General features: G+C 73.5%; 20 protein-coding genes. 8 read left to right on the top strand and 12 right to left on the bottom strand.

Annotated elements, in window-relative coordinates:
• Window positions 1-103: 103 nt before the first annotated feature.
• The 5 genes from pcaC to PH191_RS17935 all read right to left on the bottom strand — a co-directional run bounded on the left by pcaC (window position 104) and on the right by PH191_RS17935 (window position 4,148).
• The gene (gene pcaC, locus PH191_RS17955) at window positions 104-502 is read right to left on the bottom strand and encodes a 4-carboxymuconolactone decarboxylase (protein WP_274195989.1); all 399 of its coding nucleotides are present in this window, start codon (window positions 500-502) and stop codon (window positions 104-106) included.
• A complete protein-coding gene (locus PH191_RS17950; protein WP_274195988.1) occupies window positions 499-1,896 on the bottom strand; it encodes a lyase family protein in 1,398 nt (465 codons plus the stop codon). The genes pcaC and PH191_RS17950 overlap by 4 nt, the downstream gene beginning before the upstream one ends.
• Before the next feature lie 7 nt (window positions 1,897-1,903).
• Window positions 1,904-2,488 carry a type 1 glutamine amidotransferase domain-containing protein gene (locus tag PH191_RS17945; RefSeq protein WP_274195987.1) on the bottom strand — a complete coding sequence of 195 codons (585 nt, stop codon included), beginning with the start codon at window positions 2,486-2,488 and terminating at the stop codon, window positions 1,904-1,906.
• 75 nt (window positions 2,489-2,563) lie between these two features.
• A complete protein-coding gene (locus PH191_RS17940; protein WP_337994072.1) occupies window positions 2,564-3,025 on the bottom strand; it encodes a DUF309 domain-containing protein in 462 nt (153 codons plus the stop codon).
• A gap of 10 nt (window positions 3,026-3,035) precedes the next feature.
• On the bottom strand, window positions 3,036-4,148 hold the full coding sequence (locus PH191_RS17935; protein WP_274195986.1) for a TerC family protein: 1,113 nt from the start codon (window positions 4,146-4,148) through the stop codon (window positions 3,036-3,038).
• Window positions 4,149-4,387: 239 nt separating this feature from the next.
• On the opposite strand from PH191_RS17935, the gene PH191_RS17930 reads away from it, so the two are divergent.
• Entirely contained in the window at window positions 4,388-5,599 is a 1,212-nt protein-coding gene (locus PH191_RS17930; protein WP_274195985.1) for a phosphodiester glycosidase family protein, read from the top strand.
• A gap of 353 nt (window positions 5,600-5,952) precedes the next feature.
• On the opposite strand, the gene PH191_RS17925 is transcribed toward PH191_RS17930, so the two are convergent.
• The 3 genes from PH191_RS17925 to PH191_RS17915 all read right to left on the bottom strand — a co-directional run bounded on the left by PH191_RS17925 (window position 5,953) and on the right by PH191_RS17915 (window position 9,456).
• Entirely contained in the window at window positions 5,953-6,495 is a 543-nt protein-coding gene (locus PH191_RS17925; RefSeq protein WP_274195984.1) for a DUF4190 domain-containing protein, read from the bottom strand.
• Between the two features lie 168 nt (window positions 6,496-6,663).
• Complete coding sequence (locus tag PH191_RS17920) at window positions 6,664-8,691, bottom strand: acyl-CoA dehydrogenase family protein (RefSeq protein WP_420791820.1); 2,028 nt, start codon at window positions 8,689-8,691, stop codon at window positions 6,664-6,666.
• 45 nt (window positions 8,692-8,736) lie between these two features.
• Complete coding sequence (locus tag PH191_RS17915; RefSeq protein ID WP_274195983.1) at window positions 8,737-9,456, bottom strand: TetR/AcrR family transcriptional regulator; 720 nt, start codon at window positions 9,454-9,456, stop codon at window positions 8,737-8,739.
• Between the two features lie 101 nt (window positions 9,457-9,557).
• Here PH191_RS17915 and PH191_RS17910 point away from each other — a divergent pair, with 101 nt between their 5' ends.
• The 3 genes from PH191_RS17910 to PH191_RS17900 are packed head-to-tail and all read left to right on the top strand — an operon-like array spanning window position 9,558 to window position 13,119.
• Window positions 9,558-10,883 (top strand): acetyl-CoA C-acetyltransferase, encoded by a 1,326-nt coding sequence (locus tag PH191_RS17910; RefSeq protein WP_274195982.1) that lies wholly within the window; start codon window positions 9,558-9,560, stop codon window positions 10,881-10,883.
• Window positions 10,884-10,888: 5 nt separating this feature from the next.
• Window positions 10,889-12,265 carry a 3-oxoacyl-ACP reductase gene (locus PH191_RS17905; RefSeq protein WP_274195981.1) on the top strand — a complete coding sequence of 459 codons (1,377 nt, stop codon included), beginning with the start codon at window positions 10,889-10,891 and terminating at the stop codon, window positions 12,263-12,265.
• Window positions 12,265-13,119, top strand: coding sequence for a MaoC family dehydratase (locus PH191_RS17900; protein ID WP_274195980.1), 855 nt, complete (start codon window positions 12,265-12,267; stop codon window positions 13,117-13,119). The genes PH191_RS17905 and PH191_RS17900 overlap by 1 nt, the downstream gene beginning before the upstream one ends.
• A 164-nt stretch (window positions 13,120-13,283) precedes the next feature.
• Here PH191_RS17900 and PH191_RS17895 read toward each other — a convergent pair whose 3' ends face one another.
• Complete coding sequence (locus PH191_RS17895; RefSeq protein ID WP_274195979.1) at window positions 13,284-13,787, bottom strand: SRPBCC family protein; 504 nt, start codon at window positions 13,785-13,787, stop codon at window positions 13,284-13,286.
• A 60-nt stretch (window positions 13,788-13,847) separates the two neighbouring features.
• On the opposite strand from PH191_RS17895, the gene PH191_RS17890 reads away from it, so the two are divergent.
• Entirely contained in the window at window positions 13,848-14,330 is a 483-nt protein-coding gene (locus PH191_RS17890) for a winged helix-turn-helix transcriptional regulator (RefSeq protein WP_274195978.1), read from the top strand.
• Here the strand turns inward: PH191_RS17890 and PH191_RS17885 are convergent.
• Both PH191_RS17885 and PH191_RS17880 read right to left on the bottom strand, forming a co-directional pair.
• The gene (locus PH191_RS17885; protein WP_274195977.1) at window positions 14,297-15,103 is read right to left on the bottom strand and encodes an MBL fold metallo-hydrolase; all 807 of its coding nucleotides are present in this window, start codon (window positions 15,101-15,103) and stop codon (window positions 14,297-14,299) included. The two genes, PH191_RS17890 and PH191_RS17885, sit on opposite strands and share 34 nt — an antisense overlap.
• Window positions 15,100-16,281 (bottom strand): zinc-dependent alcohol dehydrogenase, encoded by a 1,182-nt coding sequence (locus PH191_RS17880; RefSeq protein ID WP_274195976.1) that lies wholly within the window; start codon window positions 16,279-16,281, stop codon window positions 15,100-15,102. Before PH191_RS17880 ends, PH191_RS17885 begins: the two co-directional genes overlap by 4 nt.
• Window positions 16,282-16,430: 149 nt before the next feature.
• Here PH191_RS17880 and PH191_RS17875 point away from each other — a divergent pair, with 149 nt between their 5' ends.
• Window positions 16,431-18,449 carry a PhoX family protein gene (locus PH191_RS17875; RefSeq protein ID WP_274195975.1) on the top strand — a complete coding sequence of 673 codons (2,019 nt, stop codon included), beginning with the start codon at window positions 16,431-16,433 and terminating at the stop codon, window positions 18,447-18,449.
• A 52-nt stretch (window positions 18,450-18,501) separates the two neighbouring features.
• Here the strand turns inward: PH191_RS17875 and PH191_RS17870 are convergent, their stop codons facing one another.
• Window positions 18,502-19,536 (bottom strand): NADP-dependent oxidoreductase, encoded by a 1,035-nt coding sequence (locus PH191_RS17870; RefSeq protein WP_274195974.1) that lies wholly within the window; start codon window positions 19,534-19,536, stop codon window positions 18,502-18,504.
• Window positions 19,537-19,724: 188 nt separating this feature from the next.
• Here PH191_RS17870 and PH191_RS17865 point away from each other — a divergent pair, with 188 nt between their 5' ends.
• Complete coding sequence (locus PH191_RS17865) at window positions 19,725-22,286, top strand: ATP-dependent Clp protease ATP-binding subunit (protein ID WP_274195973.1); 2,562 nt, start codon at window positions 19,725-19,727, stop codon at window positions 22,284-22,286.
• A gap of 115 nt (window positions 22,287-22,401) precedes the next feature.
• On the top strand, window positions 22,402-22,737 hold the full coding sequence (locus tag PH191_RS17860; protein WP_274195972.1) for a DUF1918 domain-containing protein: 336 nt from the start codon (window positions 22,402-22,404) through the stop codon (window positions 22,735-22,737).
• The last annotated feature ends 93 nt before the right edge of the window (window positions 22,738-22,830 follow it).

Raw genomic sequence — 22,830 nt, 5'->3', positions numbered from 1 at the left:
GCCCCCGCTCGTCGTCGCCGTCGCCCGTCCTCGCCGCAGGCGCCCGTGACGGTACTGCGCCGACCACGGTAGTAGCGGTCACCGGGTCCGGGCGCGGCGCACCTCAGCCGTCCGGCTCCTCCTCCGCCAGCACCTGCTGCGCGACCCCGAACGCCCGGTTGGCCGCGGGGACGCCGGCGTACACGCCGACCTGCAGGAGGACCTCCTGGATCTCCTCGCGGGTCAGGCCGTTGCGGCGGGCCGCCCGCACGTGCATCGCGAGCTCGCCGTCGTGGTGCAGGGCCGCGAGCACCGAGAGCGTGACGATGCTGCGCTCGCGGCGGGCGAGCCCGGGCCGCGTCCAGATGCCGCCCCAGGCGTACCGGGTGATGAAGTCCTGGAAGTCGGCGGTGACGTCATCGGTGTTCGCGGCGGCCCGGTCGACGTGGGCGTCACCGAGGACCGCGCGGCGCACCTCCTCGCCGGCGGGGTCCCAGTGCTCGGTGGAGGGGTGCGGGCTCACGGGTTCTCCTCGGTGTTCCAGGGTCGAGCTCCCCTATCGGCGTGCTCGTCCGGATGCTGCGTCCCCCGTGATCGGAGCAGGTCGTCGACGAGCGCCGCGGCCTCGCCGACGGCGCGGGCCGGGTCGAGCAGCGCGCGCGCCTCGGCGGCGGGGTCGGCGGGCGGGTCCCCGAGACCGGCGAGGGCCTCGGCCAGCACGTCGGCGAAGGGCCGGTGCTCGTCCTGGGCGGTGCTCGCCGCGGTGGTGACGAGGTCCTTGGCGGCGGCGTGCCCGAGCCGCTCGCGCAGCCCGGTGGTGGCCTGCTCGGCCAGCAGGAGACCGCCGGTGACGTCCAGGGAGGCGGCCACGCGGTCCGGGTCGACGGCGAGGTGCGTGGTCGCGTCGGCGAGCCAGGCCGCCCCGGAGCCGACGGTGCGCAGCAGCTCGGCGAGCGGCCGCCACTCGGCGTGCCAGGGCCCGGCGGCGCGCTCGTGCTCGTGCAGCGACGCGGCGGTGAGCACCGAGGCGACCAGGCCCGGCGCGGCGACGGCGGCGGCCCGTGCGGAGACGGCGGCGACGGGGTTGCGCTTGTGCGGCAGCGTCGAGGACCCGCCGCGACCGGGGACGTCCTCGCGCACCTCGCCGACCTCGGTCTGGGCCAGCAGCACCAGGTCGGTGGCCACGGAGCCGACCGCCGCGCCGGCGCGCCCGAGCAGGCCCGCGAGCTCGGCGATCCGTCCGCGCTCGGTGTGCCACGCGAGAGGGGGATCGACGAGGTCGAGCCGCCGGGCCAACGCGGCGCGCACGGCCCGGCCGTGGCCGTCGAACGCCGCGAGGGTGCCGACGGCGCCGCCGAGCTGGACCGCGGGCCGCCAGGCGGCGAGCGCGGCGGCGGCGGCGTCCAGTCCCGAGCACCATCCCGCGGCCCGGAGCCCGACCGTGATGGGAGCCGCCTGCTGCAGCAGGGTGCGCCCGGCGGCGGGGCGGTCGCGGTGTGCCGCGGCGAGGCCGGCGGCCGCGTCGGCGGCGGTGCGCAGATCGGCCGTGACGGCACCGATCGCTGCGCGCGCCACCAGCATCGCCGCGGTGTCCATGACGTCCTGGCTGGTGGCGCCACGGTGGACCCCGGAGGCCGCCGAGCCGCTCAACGCCCCTCGCAGATGGGCGACCAGCGGTACCACCGGATTCCCGGACGCGGCGGCCTGCTCGCCGAGGACGGTGGCGTCCACGGGGCGACGGCACGCCTCGGCGATGGCGTCGGCGTCGTCGCGGTCGAGCGTGCCGACGTCGGCCGCCGCCGCGGCGAGGGCCGCCTCGACCTCGAGCAGGGCGGCGACCCACGCGTCGTCGCCGACCGCCGCCCGGGCCGACCCACGTGCGAGGACGGGGTCGAAGAGCCCGGGGCGGTCGGTCACGCGGGCATCATGCCTGGGCGGTGGCGCCCTCGTCGTGGACGCTGTGGGTGCCCTCGCCGAACTCCTCCACGATCTTCGCGCAGAACGCGTCGAGGTCGTTGGGGTTCCGGCTCGAGACCAGGCCCTTGTCGACCACGACCTCCTCGTCGACGGCGTTCCCGCCGGCGTTGCGGATGTCGGTGCGCAGGCTCGGGTACGACGTCAGCGTGCGGCCGCGCACGAGGTCGGCCTCGACCAGGGTCCAGGGCCCGTGACAGATCACGCCCACCGGCTTGCCGGCCGCGAAGATCGCCTGCACGAACGACACGACGTCGCCGCTCTGCCGCAGCTGGTCGGCGTTGATCGTCCCGCCGGGCAGGACGAGCGCGTCGAAGTCGTCGGCCGAGACGTCGGAGATCGCCGCGTCCGGGGTGAACGTGTCGCCCTTGTTGATGTCCGAGTTCATCGCCTGGATCGCGTCGGTGGAGAGCGAGACCAGCGTGCTGCGCGCGCCCGCCTCGTCGACCGCAGCGCGGGGCTGCTCGAGCTCCACCTGCTCCACGCCGTTCGTCGCGATGATCGCGACCCGCAGTCCGTCCAGTGCGCCGGCCATTCCGGGTGTCCTCCTCGAGGGTGGCTGTTGCGTGCTCACCCTTCGGGTCCCCGATCGGCGGGCGGCCCGAAACGGTCAGCGCTGCCGCAGCACGAGCCCCGGGGCGAGGGGGCCGGAGACCTCGCGGGCGGCGGCCCACCCTGCGAGGGCGGTGGGGTCGACGCCGTGGCGGGCGGCCGCCGCCGGGGCCTCCGCGACGGTCTCCGCGCCGCGCCGGAGCAACGACGACGCCCCGCGCGGATTGCCGCGCTGCTCGTGGGTCAGGCCCACGGCGAGCTGGGCCAGGCCCTTCCAGAGCATCCGTTCGTCGGCTGGTGCGGCCTTCCAGGCGCCCTCGAGCACGTCGTGGGCGTCGAACGGCCGGTCCCGGTCGAGGAGGTCCTGCGCGCGGGCGAACACCTCGTCCGGCGGGAGATCCTCCTCCTCGTCGGGCCGGGGCACGCCCGTCGCGCCACGGGGCAGCGGACGGCCGCTGGCGTCGCGGGGCCGCGAGTTCTTCGCGCGTCCCGCCTCGTCCCGGTCCCGATCCGCCACCACGCCGGAGATCCTAGGACTGCGAGCGCGAGCCCGTCTGCTCGGCGTCGGTCGTCGTCGCGGTCTCCTGGCCGTGCTGGCCGTGCTGGCCGGCAGAGCCCGCCGACGTCCCGTCCTCGCTGACGGCCGGGGTGTCGTCGTCCCCGCCGTCGTCGGACGTCTCCCTCGTCGCGTTCCGCGTCGACATCAGGCTGGTGACCGTGACGACGGCCAGCGTGGCGACGATGACCACCAGCGACAGCCAGGTCGGGATCTCCGGGATCGCCGGGTTCACGTCCTCGTGCAGGTACAGCAGGATCAGCTTGACGCCGATGAAGGCCAGGATGAACGCCAGCCCGTAGCTCAGGTGCACGAGGCGGTCGAGCAGGCCGACCAGCAGGAAGTACAGCGCCCGCAGGCCCAGCAGCGCGAACGCGTTCGCCGTGAAGACGATGTACGAGTTCTGGGTGATCCCGAAGATCGCGGGGATCGAGTCGAGCGCGAACACGAGGTCCACCGAGAGGATCACCGCGACGACGATGAACAGCGGCGTGACGCCCCACTTGCCGTTGACGCGGGCGGTGAGCCGGCCGTCGTCGGACTCGCCCTCGTGGTCGCCCTGGTCCTCGTGCACGGTGACGAACCGGCGGACCACCTTGACCGCACGGTTGTCGTGCATGTCCTTCGGTTCCTGACCGTGCTGCCTGATCAGCGTCCACGCCGTGTACATCAGGAACAGGCCGAAGATGACGAAGACGAACGCGAACGCGGAGATCACCGCGGCGCCGATGGCGATGAAGATCGCGCGCATCACCAGCGCGCCGATGACGCCCCAGAGCAGCACCTTCTGCTGGTGACGCTTGGGCACGGCGAACTGCCCGAGGATCACCGCGAAGATGAACAGGTTGTCGACCGAGAGGCTCTTCTCGACCAGATAGCCGGCGAAGTACTCGGTGCCCGACTGGGTGCCCATGGTGAACAGCAGGATCACGCCGAAGGCGACGGCCACCGCGACGTAGATGACCGACCACAGCGTGGCCTCGCGGAAGCTCACCTCGTGCGGGGATCGCGCGTGCCAGATGTCGATACCGACGAGCACGATGATCCCGCCGATCGTGGCTGCCCATGCCCAGAACGGGACCGTCACGCCTGCTCCTCGCCATCGCCGTCGTCGTGCTCGGGGTGTCGCGTTCGCCAACGGACGCGGTGGTCGGTCGGTTCCCCGGTGTGACGATACCGACCCGCGAGCGGTAACGACGTGGTTGTCCGAATTCCTGCCGTCTCACACGGACGGGCGGAGAACGCGACGGGTCGGGGTGTCGGGCCTCGCATGATCGTCCGTCCCAGCAGGGTCACCAGGGTCGACCGACGGACCCGGAGGTGCGTGTGGGCCCTCGCCGGTCCGCGCTCGCCCTCGCCCTGGCCGGGGTGCTCGCCCTCGGGGCCGCCGCGCCCGCGCCACCGCCCCCGGACGGGCGGGTGCTCGACCAGCTCCTCGCCCCGCGCGGCGCGCCGGACCTCCCCGGCACGTCGTACCGCGAGTTCACGACGACCCTGCCCGACCCGCGGGGCGGTCCGCTCCGGGGCGACGTCGTGGAGGTGGACCTGACCTCGCCCGCCGTCCGCGTCGACCTGCTCACCCCGCCGACGGTGGCGGCCGTGGCGACCGTGCCCGAGCTCGCCGGGCGCGCGGGGGCGGTCGCGGCGATCAACGGCGGCTTCTTCGACGAGGGCGGCAGCGGTGCCCCGGTCGGCGCGGAGATCGTCGCCGGGGCGCCGCGCAGCTCCGGGGTGCCCGTGGGCCGGCGTCCCGCCCCGCCGGTGCCGCCCGGGGAGGACGCCGACACGGTGGTCGGCATCGACCGTGCCGGGCGCGCGCACCTCGCCCGCGTCCAGTTCCGGGGCCGGCTCGTCGCGGGACGCCGCACGGTGCCGCTGGCGGGCCTCGACGGCTACGCCGTGCCGGTGGGCGGCGTCGGGGTGTTCGACCCGGCGTGGGGCGACGCGTCCCGCGAGGCGGCGACCTGCGGCTCCGACACCGACCCGCGCGCCGGGTGCAGCACCGACACGCTCGAGGTCCGGGTAGCCGGCGGGCGGGTCACCGCGGTGGGCCCGCCCGGCGAGGGCCGCCTGCCCGCCGGGACGCTCGCCCTCGTCGGGCGCGACCAGGGCGCGGCGTCGTTGCGCGCCCTGCCCGTCGGCACCCGGGTCGCCGTCGACTACCGCTTCGACGCCGTCGACTCCCCGCCGCTGCGCGTCGCCGTCGGGGCCCTGCCGCTCGCGCGCGCCGGGCGTCCCCTGCCGGGACTGCAGGCGACCGAGCGCGCGCCCCGGACCGCGGTCGGGCTGTCGGCGGACGGGCGGCGGCTGTGGCTCGTCACGGTCGACGGGCGCCAGGACGCGAGCATCGGCACCACCCTCGCCGAGCTCGGGCGCCTGCTCACCGACCTCGGCGCGCCCGTCGCCGCGTCCCTCGACGGCGGGGGCTCGACGACCATGGTCCGACGCGGGCGTGACGAGGACCTCACCGTCGTCAACAGGCCCTCCGCCGACCCCCTGCGCGCCGTCACCGACGCCCTCGCCGTCCTCCCCCGCTGACCTGCACGCTCCGCGTGCAAGCCCTGCGGCTTCGCTTGCGTTGGACGCCAGGATCGCCACATCGTCGGTCGCGCACCGGCCCTGGCGTGTCGCGTCGGTCCGACCGGGCACCGACGATTTCCGCCCCCACCCGGGAACACGCGGCCCCCTCATGCGGTTCAATGAGACGTCCGGGCCGGGCGCCATGTGCCCCCGGGTCTCATTTAAGAAGGCCTCCAGGGACGATCGTTCGGCTGAAGCCCTGCTGTGCCGCGCGCCGCGAGGCGGCTCATCGCCCGGTCCGGACACCCGACACAAGACGGCCCCCGCACCCATCAGGGTGCGGGGGCCGTCGTCGTCGCGGGGGGGCGGGATCAGCCGCCCTCGCCCTCCGGCTGGCTGCCCGGGAGCTGCTGGCCGAACTGCTGGCCGCACTGCTCGTAGGCCTGCTGGACCGCGGCCGGGTTCGGCTGGTTGTTGGCGTTGTTGACGCAGTCCTGCAGCTGCTGCAGCGAGTTGGCGCCGCCGAAGTTGAGGAACGCGACGGCGAAGAAGATCACCAGGATCTGGGTGATGACGCCGAGGATCAGCATGATCACGCCGAGCACCAGGCCCGTCGTGGCCGCGCCGCCGTTCGTGGCCTGCAGCGACTTGACCCGGCCCCGCCCGACGGAGCCGAGGATGACGGCCAGGAGCGCCAGGATGATCGTGACGATGCCCAGGAACGGCACCCAGACGATGACGATCGACAGCAGCGCCAGGATGCCGAACACCAGCGCCGCGGTGCCCATGCCGTTGCGGGGCTTGGGGGGCGTGGCCGGCTGGCCCCAGCCCGGCGGGTTGCCGCCCTGGTCTCCGTAGGACTGCTGCCAGCCCTGTTGCCCCTGCTGGCCGTAGCCGTCGCCCGGAGTGGTCACGTCGAAAGTCCTCTCGCGCCTCGAAGCTCCGGCCGACGGCCGGGCGGTCATCGTGCCACCGGTACCCGTTCCACTCGGAGTCCACCGATGGGGCAATCCGACGAAGCGGCTTTTCTGGCACCCAGTGCAAGCGAGGACGCAGGGCTTGCACCGGGACGGTGCCCTCGGTCAGTGCAACGACGCCGCGTGGGCGCGGGCCTCGTCCTGGCGGCGCTGCTCGGCGCCGGTCGCGATGGGCGCCCCGATCCAGGTCTCCGGGATGCCGAACGCGTCGACGAGCGCGCGGGCGTGGGGCCGCAGCTCCTGGCACAGGCGGTTGACCTCAGCGGTCACGGTCTTGGCCCGCGCGGCCGAGATGCGCCCGTGCTCGAGGAACCAGCCCTTGTCCTCCTCGATGACCGACAGGGCGTAGAGGTCGCAGACCTTGCCCAGCAGGGCCCGCGCGGACGGGTCGACGGCGGCCTCGACGCCGCGCACGAAGGCGTCGAGCACCAGGCCGTCGAGGTGGCTGCGCGCGGCGCGCAGCAGGTGGTCCTGCGCGTTGTTGAAGATCGCGAACTGGCGCTCGGCCGACAGGCTCTTGTCGCGCGCGGGACGCAGGCGGCGCACGAGGCCGTCGAGCGTGTGCTCCTCGCGGTCGTCGAGCAGCTTGACCTGCCAGGACCGGTCGAGCACGTCGTCCTCGTCGCGGCCCGGCGCGACGGCGCGCAGGCGCTCGGCGAGCTGGCGCAGCGAGGTGCGCTCGGCGACGGTGTCGAGCACCTGGTCGGCGACGAAGCGCACGGTGCCCAGGGTGTCGAGGTTGCCGAAGTCGTCGGCGTAGCCCGAGATGAGGCCCTTGGCGACGAGCTGGAGCAGGACGGTGTTGTCGCCCTCGAACGTCGTGAAGACGTCGGTGTCGGCGCGCAGCGCGCCCAGCCGGTTCTCCGACAGGTAGCCCTGCCCGCCGCACGCCTCGCGGCAGGCCTGGATGGTGGCCGTGGCGTGCCAGGTGGTGAGCGCCTTCGTGCCCGCGGCGCGCGACTCGAGCTCGCGCTGACGCTTCTCGTCGACGTCCCCGCCCGCCTCCCGGGTGGTCTGGATGTCGTGGAGCATCTCGACGAGCTCGTTCTGCGCGAACCGCAGCGCGTAGGTGCGCGCGAGGCCCGGCAGCAGCTTGCGCTGGTGGGCGAGGTAGTCGAGGACGGTGATCTCCTCCTCGCTGCCCGGCGCGGCGAACTGCCGGCGCGCCTCGCCGTAGCGCACGGCGATGGTCTGGGCCAGCGACGCGGCGCCGACCGCGCTGCCCGAGACGCTCACGCGGCCGCGGACGAGCGCGCCGAGCATCGTGAAGAAGCGGCGGTTCTCGCTCTCGATCGAGCTCGAGTACGTGCCGTCCTCGGCGACGGCGCCGTAGCGGTCGAGGAGGTTCTCGCGCGGCACGCGCACGCCGTGGAACGCCAGCCGGCCGTTGTCGACGCCGTTGAGCCCCTCCTTGTGCCCGTCGTCGGTGATCTCGACGCCGGGGAGCACCGTGCCGTCGTCGTCGCGCAGGGGGACGAGGACGGCGTGCACGCCGTGCCGCTGTGCCTCCTCTCCTGGCCTACCGGTGTAGAGCTGCACGAACACCGCCGCCATCCGCCCGTCGCGGGCGGCGTTGCCGATGTAGTCCTTGCGCGCCGACTCGGTGGGGGTGTCGACGACGAACTCGCCGGTGTCGGCGTCGTAGGTCGCCGTGGTGTGCACCGACTGGACGTCCGAGCCGTGGCCGGTCTCGGTCATCGCGAAGCAGCCCGGGAGCGAGAGGTCCATGACGCCGGGCAGGAAGCGCGCGTGCTGCTCGGCGTTGCCGAGCGCCTGGATCGCGCCCCCGAACAGGCCCCACTGCACCCCGCTCTTGACCTGCAGCGACAGGTCGGCGAAGGCCAGCATCTCGAAGGAGACGACCGAGGCGCCGATGTCCCCGCGCCCGCCGACGGCGGTGGGGAAGCCGTGCACCGCGTGGCCGTCGTCGGCGAGGCGCCGGAGCATCTCCCAGATCTCCGCGCGGTAGCTCTCGACGTCGAGGCCGGGGTCCACGCGCAGCTCGGCGAAGTCGGGCCGGTCGCGGATCTCGTCGCGCACGGTGTGCCAGCGCCCGTCGAGGGTGCGCTGGACGGAGGCGACGGTGGCTGCGGTGACGTCGTCGGGAGAGAGACGGCTGGACGGGCTACTCACGGGGTCCCTCCGGGGGAGCGGGTTCGTGATCTCGGGTGTGCCCCGTCAGGAGGCGGACGACGCCGCAGCGGGCGTCACAGTGCGCGAGAGACCCGACCAGGCGAGGTCCGCCAGCTGCCCGGCCAGTTCCTCGCGCTCGAGGTCGGGGCGGGTGGCCAGCCACTGGTCGCCCGCGGCGCGGACCATGCCCACGAGGGCGTGGCCCCACGTCTGGGCGGGCGAGGGATCGCGGTTCTGACGGCGCAGTTCGGTGGAGATGATCTCTGCGATGTGGTCGCCGATGACCGTGCAGAGGTCGCTGACGGGGTCTTCGCTCTCCGGCCGGTCGAGCTTCGGAGGGCGCATGACGTAGCGGTAGACCTCGGGGTCGGCGGCGATGAGCCCCAGGTAGGCGTCGATGCCGGAGACCAGCGTGCGGCGGGGGTCGTCCGACGCCTCGCGCATGGCCGTCTGGAGCTGCCCGACCAGCGTGGCCGCCACGCGGTCGCAGACCGCGAGGTAGAGGTCGTTCTTGTCGGCGAAGTGCCGGTAGACGACGGTCTTGCTGGTGCGCGCCTGCGCGGCCACCTGGCTCATGCCCACCTCGGCGCCGTGCGCGCGGATGGCCACGATCGTGGCGGCGGTGAGCTCGTGACGCCGGGCGCGGCGGTGCTCGTCCCACCGGCTGGACCGGCGGTCACGGCGAGGCCGGGCGCCGGACTCGCGCTCGCTGTCGCGCGCGCCACCGACGTCCGCGTCGGAGTGATGCGTGGAACGACGGCTCACGTTACCGACGGTACCTGATACTTTCGGGTAACTCCGTCGGCACGGCGCACGTCACGCTGCCGTGACCGCCCCCGCAGACTCCAGCCGAACTGGGAGGAACCGTGCCCCCGACATCGTCCTCGGCCGCATCGTCCCGACCGACGCTCCCCCGCCGTGCGGCGATCGTCGGCGCCAACCGCATCCCCTTCGCCCGGTCCAACGGCGCCTACGCGCGGGCCTCCAACCAGGACATGCTCACCTCGGCCCTCGACGGCCTCGTGGCCCGGTTCGGTCTCGCCGGCGAGCGCCTCGGCGAGGTCGCCGCCGGTGCCGTCCTGAAGCACAGCCGGGACTTCAACCTCACCCGCGAGTCCGTGCTCGGCAGCCGCCTCTCGGCCGCCACGCCGACCTACGACGTCCAGCAGGCCTGCGGCACGAGCCTGCAGACGGCGGTGCTCGTCGCCAACAAGATCGCCCTCGGGCAGATCGAGAGCGGCATCGCCGCGGGCGTCGACACCACGAGCGACGCCCCGATCGAGGTCAACGACGAGCTGCGCCGCGTCCTGCTGGCCGCGAACCGCGCGAAGTCGACCGCGGGTGTGCTCAAGGCGCTCGCCGGGCTGCGTCCCGGCCAGATCGTCCCCGAGATCCCGGCGAACCGTGAGCCGCGCACCGGCATGGCCATGGGCGAGCACGCCGCCCAGACCGCCGCCGCGTGGGGCATCAGCCGCACGGCGCAGGACGAGATCACGGTCGCGAGCCACCAGAACCTGGCCGCCGCCTACGAGCGCGGGTTCTTCGACGACCTCATGACCCCCTACCTCGGGCTCACGCGCGACAACAACCTGCGCGCCGACTCGACGCTCGAGGGCCTCGCCAAGCTCAAGCCGGTGTTCAAGCCCGCGGGCTACCCGGACACCGAGGCCACGATGACCGCGGCCAACTCCACCCCGCTCACCGACGGCGCCGCCACGGTGCTGCTGGCCAGCGACGAGTGGGCCGCCGAGCGCAACCTGCCGGTGCTCGCGCACGTCGTCGACGCCGAGACCGCCGCGGTCGACTACGTGCACGGCGACGAGGGCCTGCTCATGGCCCCGGCCTACGCGGTGCCGCGGATGCTCGAGCGCAACGGCCTCACGCTGCAGGACTTCGACTTCTACGAGTTCCACGAGGCGTTCGCCTCGACGATCCTCGCCACGTTCGCCGCGTGGGAGGACCCGATCTTCTGCAAGGAGCGCCTGGGGCTCGACGAGCCGCTGGGCAGCTTCGACCGCGCCAAGCTCAACGTCGTGGGCTCGTCGCTGGCGACCGGACACCCGTTCGCGGCCACCGGCGCCCGCATCGTCCCGACCCTGGCGAAGCTGCTGCACGAGAAGGGGTCGGGCCGGGGCCTGATCTCGATCTGCGCGGCCGGCGGTCAGGGTGTCGTCGCGATCCTGGAGGCCTGAGGAAGATGAGCAACGACTGGTACTCCGACTTCGTCAACTCCGGCTTCGGCAAGGCGATCGCCGGCCAGGTCGGCCTGCCGCCGGTGCCGCAGCTGCGCCGCTACGAGCCCGGGCAGCCGCTGCTGTCGGGCCCGGCGCTGCTGGGCACCGCGACGGCCGACGGCCGCGTCGCGAAGGTCGTGCGCTCGCTGCTGACCGACCTGGGCATCGAGGTCCACGACGACCCGAACGCCGCGGTCGGCGGCGGCTCGTCGTCGTCGAAGGTCGCGGCCGGCATCATCGACGCGACCGGCCTGTCCGGGCCCGCCGACCTCGCCGAGGTCCAGGCCTTCCTCACCCCGGTCATGCGCCGGATCGGCCCCTCGGGTCGCATCCTCGTGATCGGTGACGTGCCCGCCGAGGCCACGTCGCCTGCGGTCCGGGCCGCGCGCCGCGCGCTCGAGGGCCTCGTACGCTCGGCCGGCAAGGAGGCCCGCTACGGCGCGACGGTGAACCTCGTGCACGTCGCTGATGACGCTGTCGGTGCGGACCTCGAGTCGACGCTGCGCTTCTTCCTGTCGTCGCGCTCGGCGTTCGTGCACGGGCAGCGCCTCGACGTCGGCACGGTCCCGGGCTTCTCGGGCTCGAGTCAGGGCGTCGACTGGGACAGGCCCCTCGCCGGGCGGACGGCGGTGGTCACCGGGGCGGCCCGCGGCATCGGCGCCACCGTCGCGTCGACCCTGCGCCGCGACGGCGCCACCGTCATCTGCGTCGACGTGCCGTCGGCCGGCGACGCCCTGGCGCGCACGGCCAACGACATCGGCGGGAGCGCGCTGCAGCTCGACATCACCGCGGACCACGCCCCGGCCACACTGCTCGATCACGCCCAGCGCCACGGCGGGCTGGACATCGTCGTGCACAACGCCGGCATCACCCGCGACAAGCTGCTGGCCAACCAGGACCGCGACCGCTGGAACTCGGTCATCGACGTCAACCTCAACGCGCAGCTCGCGATCAACGACGCGCTGCTCGGCTCCGAGGTGTTCCACCGCGGCGGGCGCATCGTCACGGTCTCGTCGATGGCGGGGATCGCCGGCAACCGCGGCCAGACCAGCTACGGCGCCTCGAAGGCCGGCGTCATCGGGATGGTCGACGCGACCGCCCCGCTGCTCGTCGAGAAGGACGCGACCATCAACGCCGTCGCGCCCGGGTTCATCGAGACCGCGATGACCAAGGCCATGCCCGTCGGCACGCGCGAGGCCGGGCGGCGCCTGTCGTCGATGACCCAGGGCGGGCTGCCGGTGGACGTCGCCGAGACGATCGCCTGGTTCGCCCAGGGCGCCTCGTACGCCGTCAACGGGCAGGTCCTGCGCGTCGACGGCCAGAACTTCCTGGGGGCCTGATGACCGTCGAGACACTGGACGGGCCGCCGACCCTGGGCGTGCTCTACGGGCGGGCGCTGCTGACGGCGCGCTCGGGCGGCTCCACGCTGCCCGACCGTCGCCTGGACCTGCCCGGGGTGCGCATCGACGCCTCGCTGGTCGCCGACTACGACCACGTCTGCGGGTTCTCCGTCGGCGGCGTCGTGCCGCCGACCTACCCGCACATGCTGGCGTTCCCGCTGCAGATGCGGCTGATGACCGACCGCGAGTTCCCCCTGCCCGCCCCGGGCATGGTGCACCTGCGCAACGTGATCACCCAGCAGCGTCCGCCGGAGGTCGGCGAGCCCCTGCGCGTCGCCGTGCACGCCGACCACCTGGCCGCGCACCCCAAGGGCGCGCAGGTCGACCTCGTCACCGCGGTCACCGACGCCGACGACGTCGAGATCTGGGGCTCGCGGAGCACGTACTTCGTGCGCGGGGCGCCCGCGCCCGACGACGAGCCCTCCGCGGCTCCGGAGCCCGACCCGCAGGTGGGCCGGCTCCCGCACGCGGTCTGGCGGATCCCCGGCGACATCGGGCGGCGCTACGCCGCCGTCTCGGGCGACGTGAACCCGATCCACGTCAACGGCCTCGCGGCCAAGGCGTTCGGGATGCCCGGCACCATCGCCCACGGGATGTGGACCAAGGCCCGCGTCCTCGCCGCGCTCGCCGGCCGCCACGGCCCGGCGTTCACGGTCGACGTGGTGTTCAAGGCACCGGTGCGTGCGCCCTCGAAGGTCTACCTCCACACCGCGGAGGCCGACGGGGGCTGGGACGCGAAGCTCGTGAGCCCGAAGGGCAAGGACCACCTGCTGCTGACGCTGCGCGACGCCTGAGGTCCTGCAGCGAACGCGCTGTTCGCTGCTTCTACGCGCACGAACTCCCCGTTCGCGCCGGGACCTCCGACTGCGAGGTCGCCGCGAGCGGGGAGTTCCGGCGCCTAGAAGCAGCGAGATACCCGTTCGCTGCACCGGGCGGCGACCTCAGCCGGGCGGCGACCTCAGCCGGCCGCGTGCTCCGTGAGGAGGTCCTCCTCGAACTCCGTGATCCCGGCGTCCGGCACGTGCGGCGTCCCCCGGCCGGTCTCGATGCGTCGGCGCAGGCTCTCGGCGACGTACATGCCCCACGCGCCGGCGCACACCTCGTAGCACTCGACGTCCGGGGTCAGGCCGGCGTGGGTGAAGCGCAGCTCGGCGCCGCCGTCGGCCGGCGCGATCTCGAAGCGGACGTCGGTGCCCGTCCACTCGTCCGTGTCGGCGACGAACGACATCCAGGCCTCGTCGACGTGCCACACGATCTTCTCGCCGGGCACGACCTCGGTCAGCCGCATCGTGCTGCGGTGGATCCCCTCGACCTCGAACAGGAACACGTCCCCGAGCTCGCGCGTGGGCCCCTGCACGCCCTCGGACCACCACCCACGCACGTCGGCGACGGCGTCGAAGACCTCCTGCGGGGGGCGGTCCACCCGGATCGTGGTGCTGAAGTCCTGAGCAGCTTGTGTCATGCAAGCGACGCTAGAGGACTGCGGTTGCGTGAAGCAAGCGCGAATCCGTAGGCTCCTGCCGTGCTCGGGAAGACGTACGACCGCGAGGTGTGCTCGGCCGCGCGGGCGCTGGAGCTCGTCGGCGAGCGCTGGAGCCTGCTGATCGTGCGCAAGGCGCTCTACGCCGGCGCCCGGCGCTTCGGCGACTTCCGCTCGCTGGGGATCGCGACGAACGTCCTCGCCAGCCGGCTCGAGGGGTTCGTCGAGGCGGGGATCATGGAGACCGACGGCCCGGAGTACGTGCTCACCGAGCAGGGCCGTGAGCTCGCCACCGTCGTCGTCGCCCTCACCGCGTGGGGCGATCGCTGGCTCGCCCCCGACGGACCGCCCGTCCACTACACGCACACCGGGTGCGGCGGCGACGTCGCCCCGCGCCTGGTCTGCGACACCTGCGGCGTCCTCCACGACGCCGGCGAGGTGCACGCGCGTCCCGGACCGGGCATGCCCGCCGAGATCGCGGCGCGCATGGCTCAGAGCGAGATCGTCCCGCCGCGCGCCACGTAGTCGACGCGGTCGCCCCAGCCGCGCCGCTCGACCTCGGCGGTGAACGCCGAGAGCGGCGAGCGGAAGCGGTCGTAGTCGTCGACGTGGATCGGGGTCGCCCGTCGCGGTGCGACCGTCTCCAGGACGTCGGCGCCCATCCGCCCGTCCATCGTGACGACGATGCCGCCGGGCAGCGTCGTCCCGCCGAGGTGCAGGACGGCGCGGTCGACCTCACCGATGTGCTCGCGGATCTGCCGGATGCCGTCGAAGGGCAGCGTGTCGCCCGAGAGGTAGACGCGGCGCAGGGTCTCGCCCGCCGGCGACCGGAACTCCAGCAGGCTCCCCATCACCGGCGGGAGCACCCGCTGGAGCGGGCCCGGCGCGTGCTGGCCGGGCAGGGCGGTCACCTCGAGCGTCGCCCCGTCGGGCCGGACGAGCGTGTGCGACTCCCACGTCCGCAGCCCGAGCGCCCGCCGGAAGCCCTGGCGCGACTGCAGCGTGCGGGACGCGGCGGGCGTCGTCACCACCGGCAGCGACCGGTCGAGCGACCGCCGGGCCACACGGTCCCAGTGGTCGCCGTGCAGGTGCGACAGGACGATGCCGTCGAGCGCGGGCAGCTCGGCCGGGGTGCAGGCGGGCTCGGTCAGGCGCTTCGACGTGAGCCCCTTGCCCAGGTAGGCCCGCTGGCCGCGGTGCAGGAAGTTCGGATCCGTGAGGATCGTGAACCCCCCGCACCGCAGCAGCGTGGTGGCCGTCCCGATGAAGTACAGGGACGGCTCCTCGGAGTCGGTCACGGCGCCAGGACGACCTTGATGCACTCGTCCTGCTTCTTCTGGAAGATCTCGTACCCGTGGGCGGCCGACTCGAGCGGCAGCCGGTGGGTCTCGAGGTCGTGGACGCCGAGCGGGTCGTCGTCGGTCAGCAGCGGCAGGATCTCGGGGGTCCAGCGCTTCACGTGGGCCTGGCCCATCTGCAGGCTGATGCCCTTGTCGAAGATCTTCAGCATGTTGATCGGGTCGGCGGTGCCGCCGTAGACGCCCGAGAGCGACACGACACCGGCCCGGCGCACGGCGTCGACGCACCCGACGAGCGCGGCGGTGCGGTCCACGCCCGCGACCTGCATCAGCGGCGCGGAGATGGCGTCCGGGAGCTTGTTCACCATCTTCTGCGCCAGCTGCGGGATCGCCGAGCCGCCGTGGGCCTCCATGCCCACCGCGTCGATCGCGGAGTCGGTGCCCCGGCCGTCGGTGAGGTCACGGATCGCGGTGGTGACGTCGTCGACGACGCTCGAGTCGACCACCTCGATGCCGTGCCGGCGCGCCATGGCGTTGCGCTCCGGGACGCTGTCGACGGCGATGACCCGGGCGCCCCGGTGGCGGGCGATCCGCGCCGACATCTGCCCGATCGGGCCGAGGCCGAACACCGCGACGCTCCCGCCCTCGGGGATGCGCGCGTACTCGACGGCCTGCCACGCGGTGGGCAGCACGTCGGAGAGGTAGAGGAAGCGCTCGTCGGCCGGGCCGTCCGGGACCTTGATGGGACCGAACTGCGCCTGCGGCACGCGCAGGTACTCGGCCTGGCCGCCCGGGACCTGCCCGTAGAGCTTCGTGTAGCCGAAGAGCGAGGCGCCCATGCCCTGGTCGCGGTTCTGGGTGGTCTCGCAGGCGGCGAACCACTGGCGCTCGCACATCCAGCAGTGCCCGCAGGAGATGTTGAAGGGGACGACGACGCGGTCGCCGACCTTCAGGTCGCCGGTCTCGGAGCCGACCTCCTCGACGACACCCATCGGCTCGTGGCCGAGGATGTCACCGGGATCGAGGAACGGTCCGAGGACCTCGTAGAGGTGCAGGTCCGAGCCACAGATCGCGGTGCTCGTGACCTTGATGATCGCGTCCGTCGGTGCCTGGATCGTGGGGTCGGGGACCGTCTCGACCCGCACGTCGCCCTGACCCTGCCATGTCAATGCACGCATGGGACCGGGGCTGCCCGACGACGTTCCGGCTCGAAACGGGGCGCCGGTCGCGGACCTGTTCGGCCGCCGTTCACCCTCCCGGTCCCGCGCGGACGCACCGCGGACCTAGCGTCGTCGCGGCCACCACATCCGGACACACGGGAGATTCCGTGGGCCTGCTCCCCCTCCACGTGCACCGCCGCCCGCACGGCAGGCCGGCCCTCGCCTGCCGGTACCGGTGCGGCGACGCCTGCTCGCGACCGGCGCCCAACCCGACGGACCACACGCCGTTCCGCGAGGTCGCGGGCGCGGCACTGAGCCGCCGCCGCATCCTGCAGGCGGGCCTGGTCGCGGGGATGACCGGGACGCTGGCCGCGTGCGGCGTCGGCGGCTCCGCCTCGCCGGCACCCGCGGCGGGCCGCGCACCGGCCCCGCTCCCCTCCCCGTTCGGCTTCGCCGCGGTGGCGCCGAACACGCAGGACGCGGTCGTGGTGCCGGACGGGTTCGCGCAGCAGGTCGTCATCCGCTGGGGCGACCCGGTGCTGCCCGGCGCGCCCGCCTTCGACCCGGACGCGCAGACCGCGGCGGCGCAGGCCCGGCAGTTCGGGTTCAACAACGACTTCCTCGCCCTGCTCGACGTGCCGGGCAGCCCGGGGCGGGCCCTGCTCGTCGCCAACCACGAGTACTCGACCGAGCCGTTCATGATCCCGGGGTACGACCCGGAGGCGCCCACCCCGGAGCAGGTCGCCATCGGCATGGCGGCCCACGGCATGTCGGTGGTGACGGTGGAGCGCGATCCCGCGTCGGGCCGGCTCACCCCGGTGATGGGCGCCGCGAACCGGCGGATCACGGCGACCACCCCGATGACCCTCACCGGCCCCGCGGCCGGCGACGCCCTCGTCCGCACGAGCGCCGACCCCGAGGGCCGCACGGTGCTCGGCACGCTCAACAACTGCGCGGGCGGGGTCACGCCGTGGCGCACGGTGCTCACCGGCGAGGAGAACATCGACCAGTACTTCGCGAACGGCGAGGTCGTCGGGGATCCGGCCCTCGCGCGCTACGGCATGGACGGGGGCGCCACCGACCGCAAGTGGGAGCGCGTCGACCCCCGCTTCGACCTGACCCGCGAGCCCACCGAGCCCAACCGCTTCGGCTGGATCGTCGAGGTCGACCCGTTCGACCCGGCGTCGACACCGCGCAAGCACACCGCGCTCGGCCGCTTCAAGCACGAGGGCGCCAACGTGCGGGTCGGGCCCACCGGCACCGTCGCGGTGTACATGGGTGACGACGAGCGGTTCGAGTACCTCTACAAGTTCGTCTCGTCCCGCACCCACCGCCCGGGCGCCACCGCGGCCGACCGGGAGTCGAACGCCCGCCTGCTCGACGAGGGCACGCTCTACGTCGCACGGTTCGGCGCCGACGCGCCGGCGCCGGGTCCCGACGGCGGCGGCGAGTGGTTGCCGCTGGTGGAGTCGCTCGCCGACGGCACCGGGCGCTCGTTCGTCCCGGGTATGACCGCGGCGCAGGTGCTCGTCCACACCCGCCTCGCCGCCGACACCGTCGGCCCGACGCCGATGGACCGGCCCGAGGACGTCCAGCCGCACCCGACGACCGGGCGCGTCTACGCCGCGCTGACCAACAACGACGAGCGCGGCACGCCCGGCAAGCTCGGCGTCGACGCCGTGAACCCGCGGAACGAGAACACGAACGGCCAGGTCCTCGAGCTCGTCGAGACCGGCGACGACGCGGGTGCGCGGACCTTCTCCTGGTCACTGCTATTGGTGTGCGGCGACCCCGCGGCGGCGGACACCTACTTCGGCGGGTTCCCGAAGGAGCAGGTCAGCCCGATCTCGTGCCCCGACAACATCGCGTTCGACGCGGCCGGCAACCTCTGGATCGCCACCGACGGCAACGCGCTGGGGTCCAACGACGGGCTGTTCGCGGTGCCGCTCGAGGGCCCGCAGCGCGGGCGGGTCCAGCAGTTCCTCACCGTGCCGCGCGGCGCCGAGACCTGCGGGCCGGTGCTCGAGGAGCGGCTCGCGATGGTGTCGGTGCAGCACCCCGGCGAGTCCGACGACGGCAGCCTCGCCAACCCGACGTCGCACTGGCCCGACGGCGGGACGAGCATCGCCCGCCCCGCCGTCGTCACCGTGTGGCGCGCCGACGGGGAGGCGCTGACGCGCACGTGAGGGATCCGGGTCGTCCCGACGACCCAGATCCCTCACGTGGGCCTCCGGCCCCTCACACCTTGACGATCATCTTCCCGGTGTTCTCGCCGCGGAGCATGCCGCGGAAGGCCTCGACGGCCCGGTCGATGCCCTCGACGGTGGTCTCCGCGAACTTCACGCGGCCCTCGGCCACCCACGGGGTGACCTCCTCGAGGAACGGGCGCATGCGGTCGATCGAGTCGGTGACGATGAAGCCCTGGATCGACAGGCGCTTCTTGACGATCTGGAAGAGGTTGGCCGGCCCGGGGGTCGGGTTCTCCTCCGTGTCGTTGTAGTGCGCGATCGCGCCGCAGGCGGCGACGCGGGCGAAGTCGTTGGCGCACGCGATGGCGGCCTCGAGGTGGTCGGCGCCCACGTTGTCGAAGTACACGTCGACGCCGTCGGGCATGGCCTCCCGGAGCTGGTCGGTGACCGAGCCGTCCTTGTAGTTGAACGCCGCGTCGTAGCCCAGCTCGCCGGTGAGCCAGGCCACCTTGTCGGCGCTGCCGGCGCTGCCCACGACGCGCGAGGCGCCCTTGAGCTTCGCCAACTGCCCGACGAGGCTGCCGACCGCGCCGGCGGCGCCGGAGACGAACACCGCGTCGCCCTCGCGGAACGCGGCCTTGTCCAGGAGGCCGACCCAGGCGGTGAGGCCGGGCGCCCCGAGCACGCCGAGGAACGCCGACGGGCTCACGCCCTCGGGCGCCGACACCTTCTGCACCTGCTTCGCCGGCACCACGCCGTGCGTGCGCCACGCGAGGTTGGCCGTCACGAGGTCGCCGACCACGACGTCGTCGCTGCGGCTCGCGACGACCTCGCCCACGGAGCGCCCGTCCATCGCCTCGTCCAGCCGGAACGGCGCCACGTACGAGGGGACGTCGTTCATGCGACCGCGCATGTAGGGGTCGACGGAGAAGTCGTGGTTGGCGACGAGGACCTCGCCCTCGCCCGGCTCGGGGAGCTCGCGGTCGACGAAGGCGAAGTCGTCGGGCTCGGGGAACCCGGAGGGGCGGCGGACGAGGTGGACCTCGCGGGCGGTCACGGTCCCTGCAGTGGTCGAGCGGCTCATGAAGGTCAGGGTGCCCGTCCGACGCGTGTCGATGCCGTGACGCGGGTAGCCCCGGGCTTGAGCCGAGTCCGCTCACCCTCCAGGGTGTGACATGAGTCGACCCGACTCAGGAATGAATCGATCCCTGCGATCGCTGACAGGGACAGTGCCGGCGCCCCAGCCGGCGTGGACCCCCACTGAGGAGCTTCATGACCAGCGCCTTCGGGCCCGGTGGCGCCGGGTCCGGCCCGTTCGACGACTTCCTCGCCTCCTTCCTGGGCGGGTCGTCCCCCCGAGGCGTCCAGCGCATCGACATCACCCAGCTCATGACCGAGCCGGCTCGCCAGCTCGTCGGCGCGGCCGCGCAGCAGGCCGCCGAGCGGGGCAACACCGACCTCGACGCGTGGCACCTGCTGCTCGTCGTCACCCAGGTGCCGCCGCTGCGCCAGCTGCTCTCGGGCGCGGGCGCCGACCCCGAGGCCCTGGCCCGCACCGCCGACGAGCAGCTGCCGCGCGGCGAGGCACGCACCGAGCCGCCGTCGCTGACGCCGACGGCCAAGCGCACCCTGCTCGACGCGCACCAGATCTCCCGCGCGCTCGGCTCCAGCTACATCGGCCCCGAGCACATCGTGCTCGCGCTGGCCGCGAACAACGACAGCCCCGTGGGCCGCGCGCTCGGCGCCCAGGGCGTCACCCCGCAGTCGCTGCAGCGCTCCGCCGCGTCCGGTGGTCAGCGCCCGAGCGCCGGCCAGGGTGGCCCCGGTGGCGGCGACAACGCCGACTCCAGCACCCCGACCCTCGACCAGTTCGGCGTCGACCTGACCGCGAAGGCGCGCGCTGGCGAGCTGGACCCGGTGGTGGGCCGCGAGGACGAGGTCGACCAGACCCTCGAGGTGCTGTCGCGCCGCACCAAGAACAACCCCGTGCTCATCGGCGAGGCGGGCGTCGGCAAGACCGCGGTGGTCGAGGGCATCGCCCAGCGCATCGTCGCCGGCGCCGTCCCCGAGCAGCTCGAGGGCAAGCGGATCGTCCAGCTCGACCTGTCGGGCATGGTCGCCGGGACGCGCTACCGCGGTGATTTCGAGGAGCGGATGACCAAGGTGGTCACCGAGATCCGCGAGCACTCCGACGAGCTGATCGTCTTCATCGACGAGATCCACGGGGTCGTCGGCGCGGGCGGCTCGTCCGAGGGCGGCATGGACGCCGGCAACATCCTCAAGCCGGCCCTGGCCCGCGGCGAGCTCCACATCGTCGGCGCCACCACGCTCGACGAGTACCGCCAGTCCATCGAGAAGGACGCGGCGCTCGAGCGTCGTTTCCAGCCGGTGATGGTCCCCGAGCCCTCGGTCGCGGACACGATCGCGATCCTGCACGGGCTGCGCGACCGGTACGAGGCGCACCACCAGGTGCGGTTCACCGACGAGGCGCTCACGGCGGCCGCCGAGCTGTCCGAGCGCTACGTCACCGACCGGTTCCTGCCCGACAAGGCGATCGACCTCGTCGACCAGTCCGGCGCGCGGAAGCGGCTGCGGGCCAAGGGTCCGCACACCGACTCCCGCGAGCTCGAGCGCAAGCTCGAGTCGCTGCAGCGCGACAAGGACCAGGCCGTCGCGGACGAGGACTACGAGCGGGCCGGCGCCCTGCGCGACGAGATCGCGCAGGCCCAGTCGCAGCTCGAAGAGGCCCGTTCCGACCGTCGTTCCGGTCAGACCGGCGTGCTCGAGGTGACCGTCGAGGACATCGCCGAGGTCGTCTCGCGCTCGACCGGCATCCCGGTCAGCCAGCTCACCGAGACCGAGCGGGACCGCCTGCTCGCGCTCGAGGAGCAGCTACACGAGCGTGTGGTCGGCCAGGACGACGCCGTCGCGGCGATCGCCGAGGCCGTGCGCCGCTCGCGGGCGGGTCTGGGTGACCCGGACCGTCCGATCGGCAGCTTCCTGTTCCTCGGCCCGACCGGCGTCGGCAAGACCGAGCTGGCCAAGGCCCTGGCCGCGCAGATGTTCGGCGACGAGGACCGCATGGTCCGCGTCGACATGAGCGAGTTCTCCGAGCGGCACACCGTCTCGCGGCTCGTCGGATCGCCCCCCGGCTACGTCGGGTACGGCGAGGCCGGCCAGCTCACCGAGGAGGTCCGCCGTCGGCCGTACTCGGTGGTGCTGCTCGACGAGATGGAGAAGGCCCACCCCGACGTCTTCAACACGCTGCTGCAGGTGCTGGACGACGGGCGGCTGACCGACTCGCAGGGCCGTACGGTCGACTTCCGGAACACGGTGCTGATCATGACCAGCAACGTGGGCTCGGAGCTGATCACCACGAACACGCAGGCGCTCGGGTTCGCCCCGTCCTCGGTGAACCCGGACCAGTCCCTGCAGGAGCGGCTCATGCCGCGGCTGCGGGAGTCGTTCCGGCCCGAGTTCCTCAACCGGATCGACGAGGTCATCGTCTTCAAGCGCCTCGACGCCGCGCAGCTGCGCCGGATCACCGACCTGCTGCTCGACGAGACCCGCGAGCGCCTGTCCGCCATGGACATCGGCATCGCGGTCACCGAGGCCGCCGTCGACCGCCTGGCCGAGCTGGGCTTCCAGCCCGAGTTCGGGGCCCGGCCGCTGCGCCGGACCATCCAGCGCCAGGTCGGCAACCGGCTCTCGGCGATGCTGCTCTCCGAGGAGCTGCACGGCGGGCAGACGGTCACGGTAGACGTGGCCGACGGCGAGCTGACGTTCGCGGTGTCGGACGACCCGGTCGCCGCCTCCCCGGTGACCGCCGGCTGACGCTCGTAGTAGTCCTGCGCGAAGGGCACCTTCGGCCGCTCCAGGCGGCTGGAGGTGCCCTTCGCGTGTCACGGGGTACCCGGCGGGGAGACAGCGACCTGACGAGGAGGACCCCGTGAGCGCGTCCGTGGGCGACCGCATCCGCATGCACTCCAACCACACCGACGTCCCCGACAGGGTCGGCACCGTGGTCGGGGTGCTCGGTGAGGACGGCCCGCCCTACCGCGTCCGGTTCGACTCCGGGGAGGAGACGATCGTGACCCCGGGTCCGGACGCGACGTTCGAGGCCGGGTCCCTCGCGGACAAGGCGGGCCTGGCCGCCGAGAAGGCGGAGGAGAAGGCCGGGGAGCTCGCCGGGAAGGCGGGCCAGGCCGCGAGCGACGCCACCGGGACCGCGGCGCGCGCCGTGGCCGACGTCGCCGACCAGGTCGCCCAGCGCTTCCAGCGCTAGGTGCTCGGCGTGTCGCGCCGGCGAGGATGTGGCGATCCTGACGTCCAACGCAAGCGTGGACGCAGGGCTGGCACGGCAGTGCCGGACGAGTAG

Origin of the sequence: Actinomycetospora callitridis, from assembly GCF_028737265.1 — a bacterium.
Classification (GTDB): domain Bacteria; phylum Actinomycetota; class Actinomycetes; order Mycobacteriales; family Pseudonocardiaceae; genus Actinomycetospora; species Actinomycetospora callitridis.
Note: the sequence above shows the minus strand (reverse complement) of the source record. Positions and strands in the feature narration are given on the sequence as shown.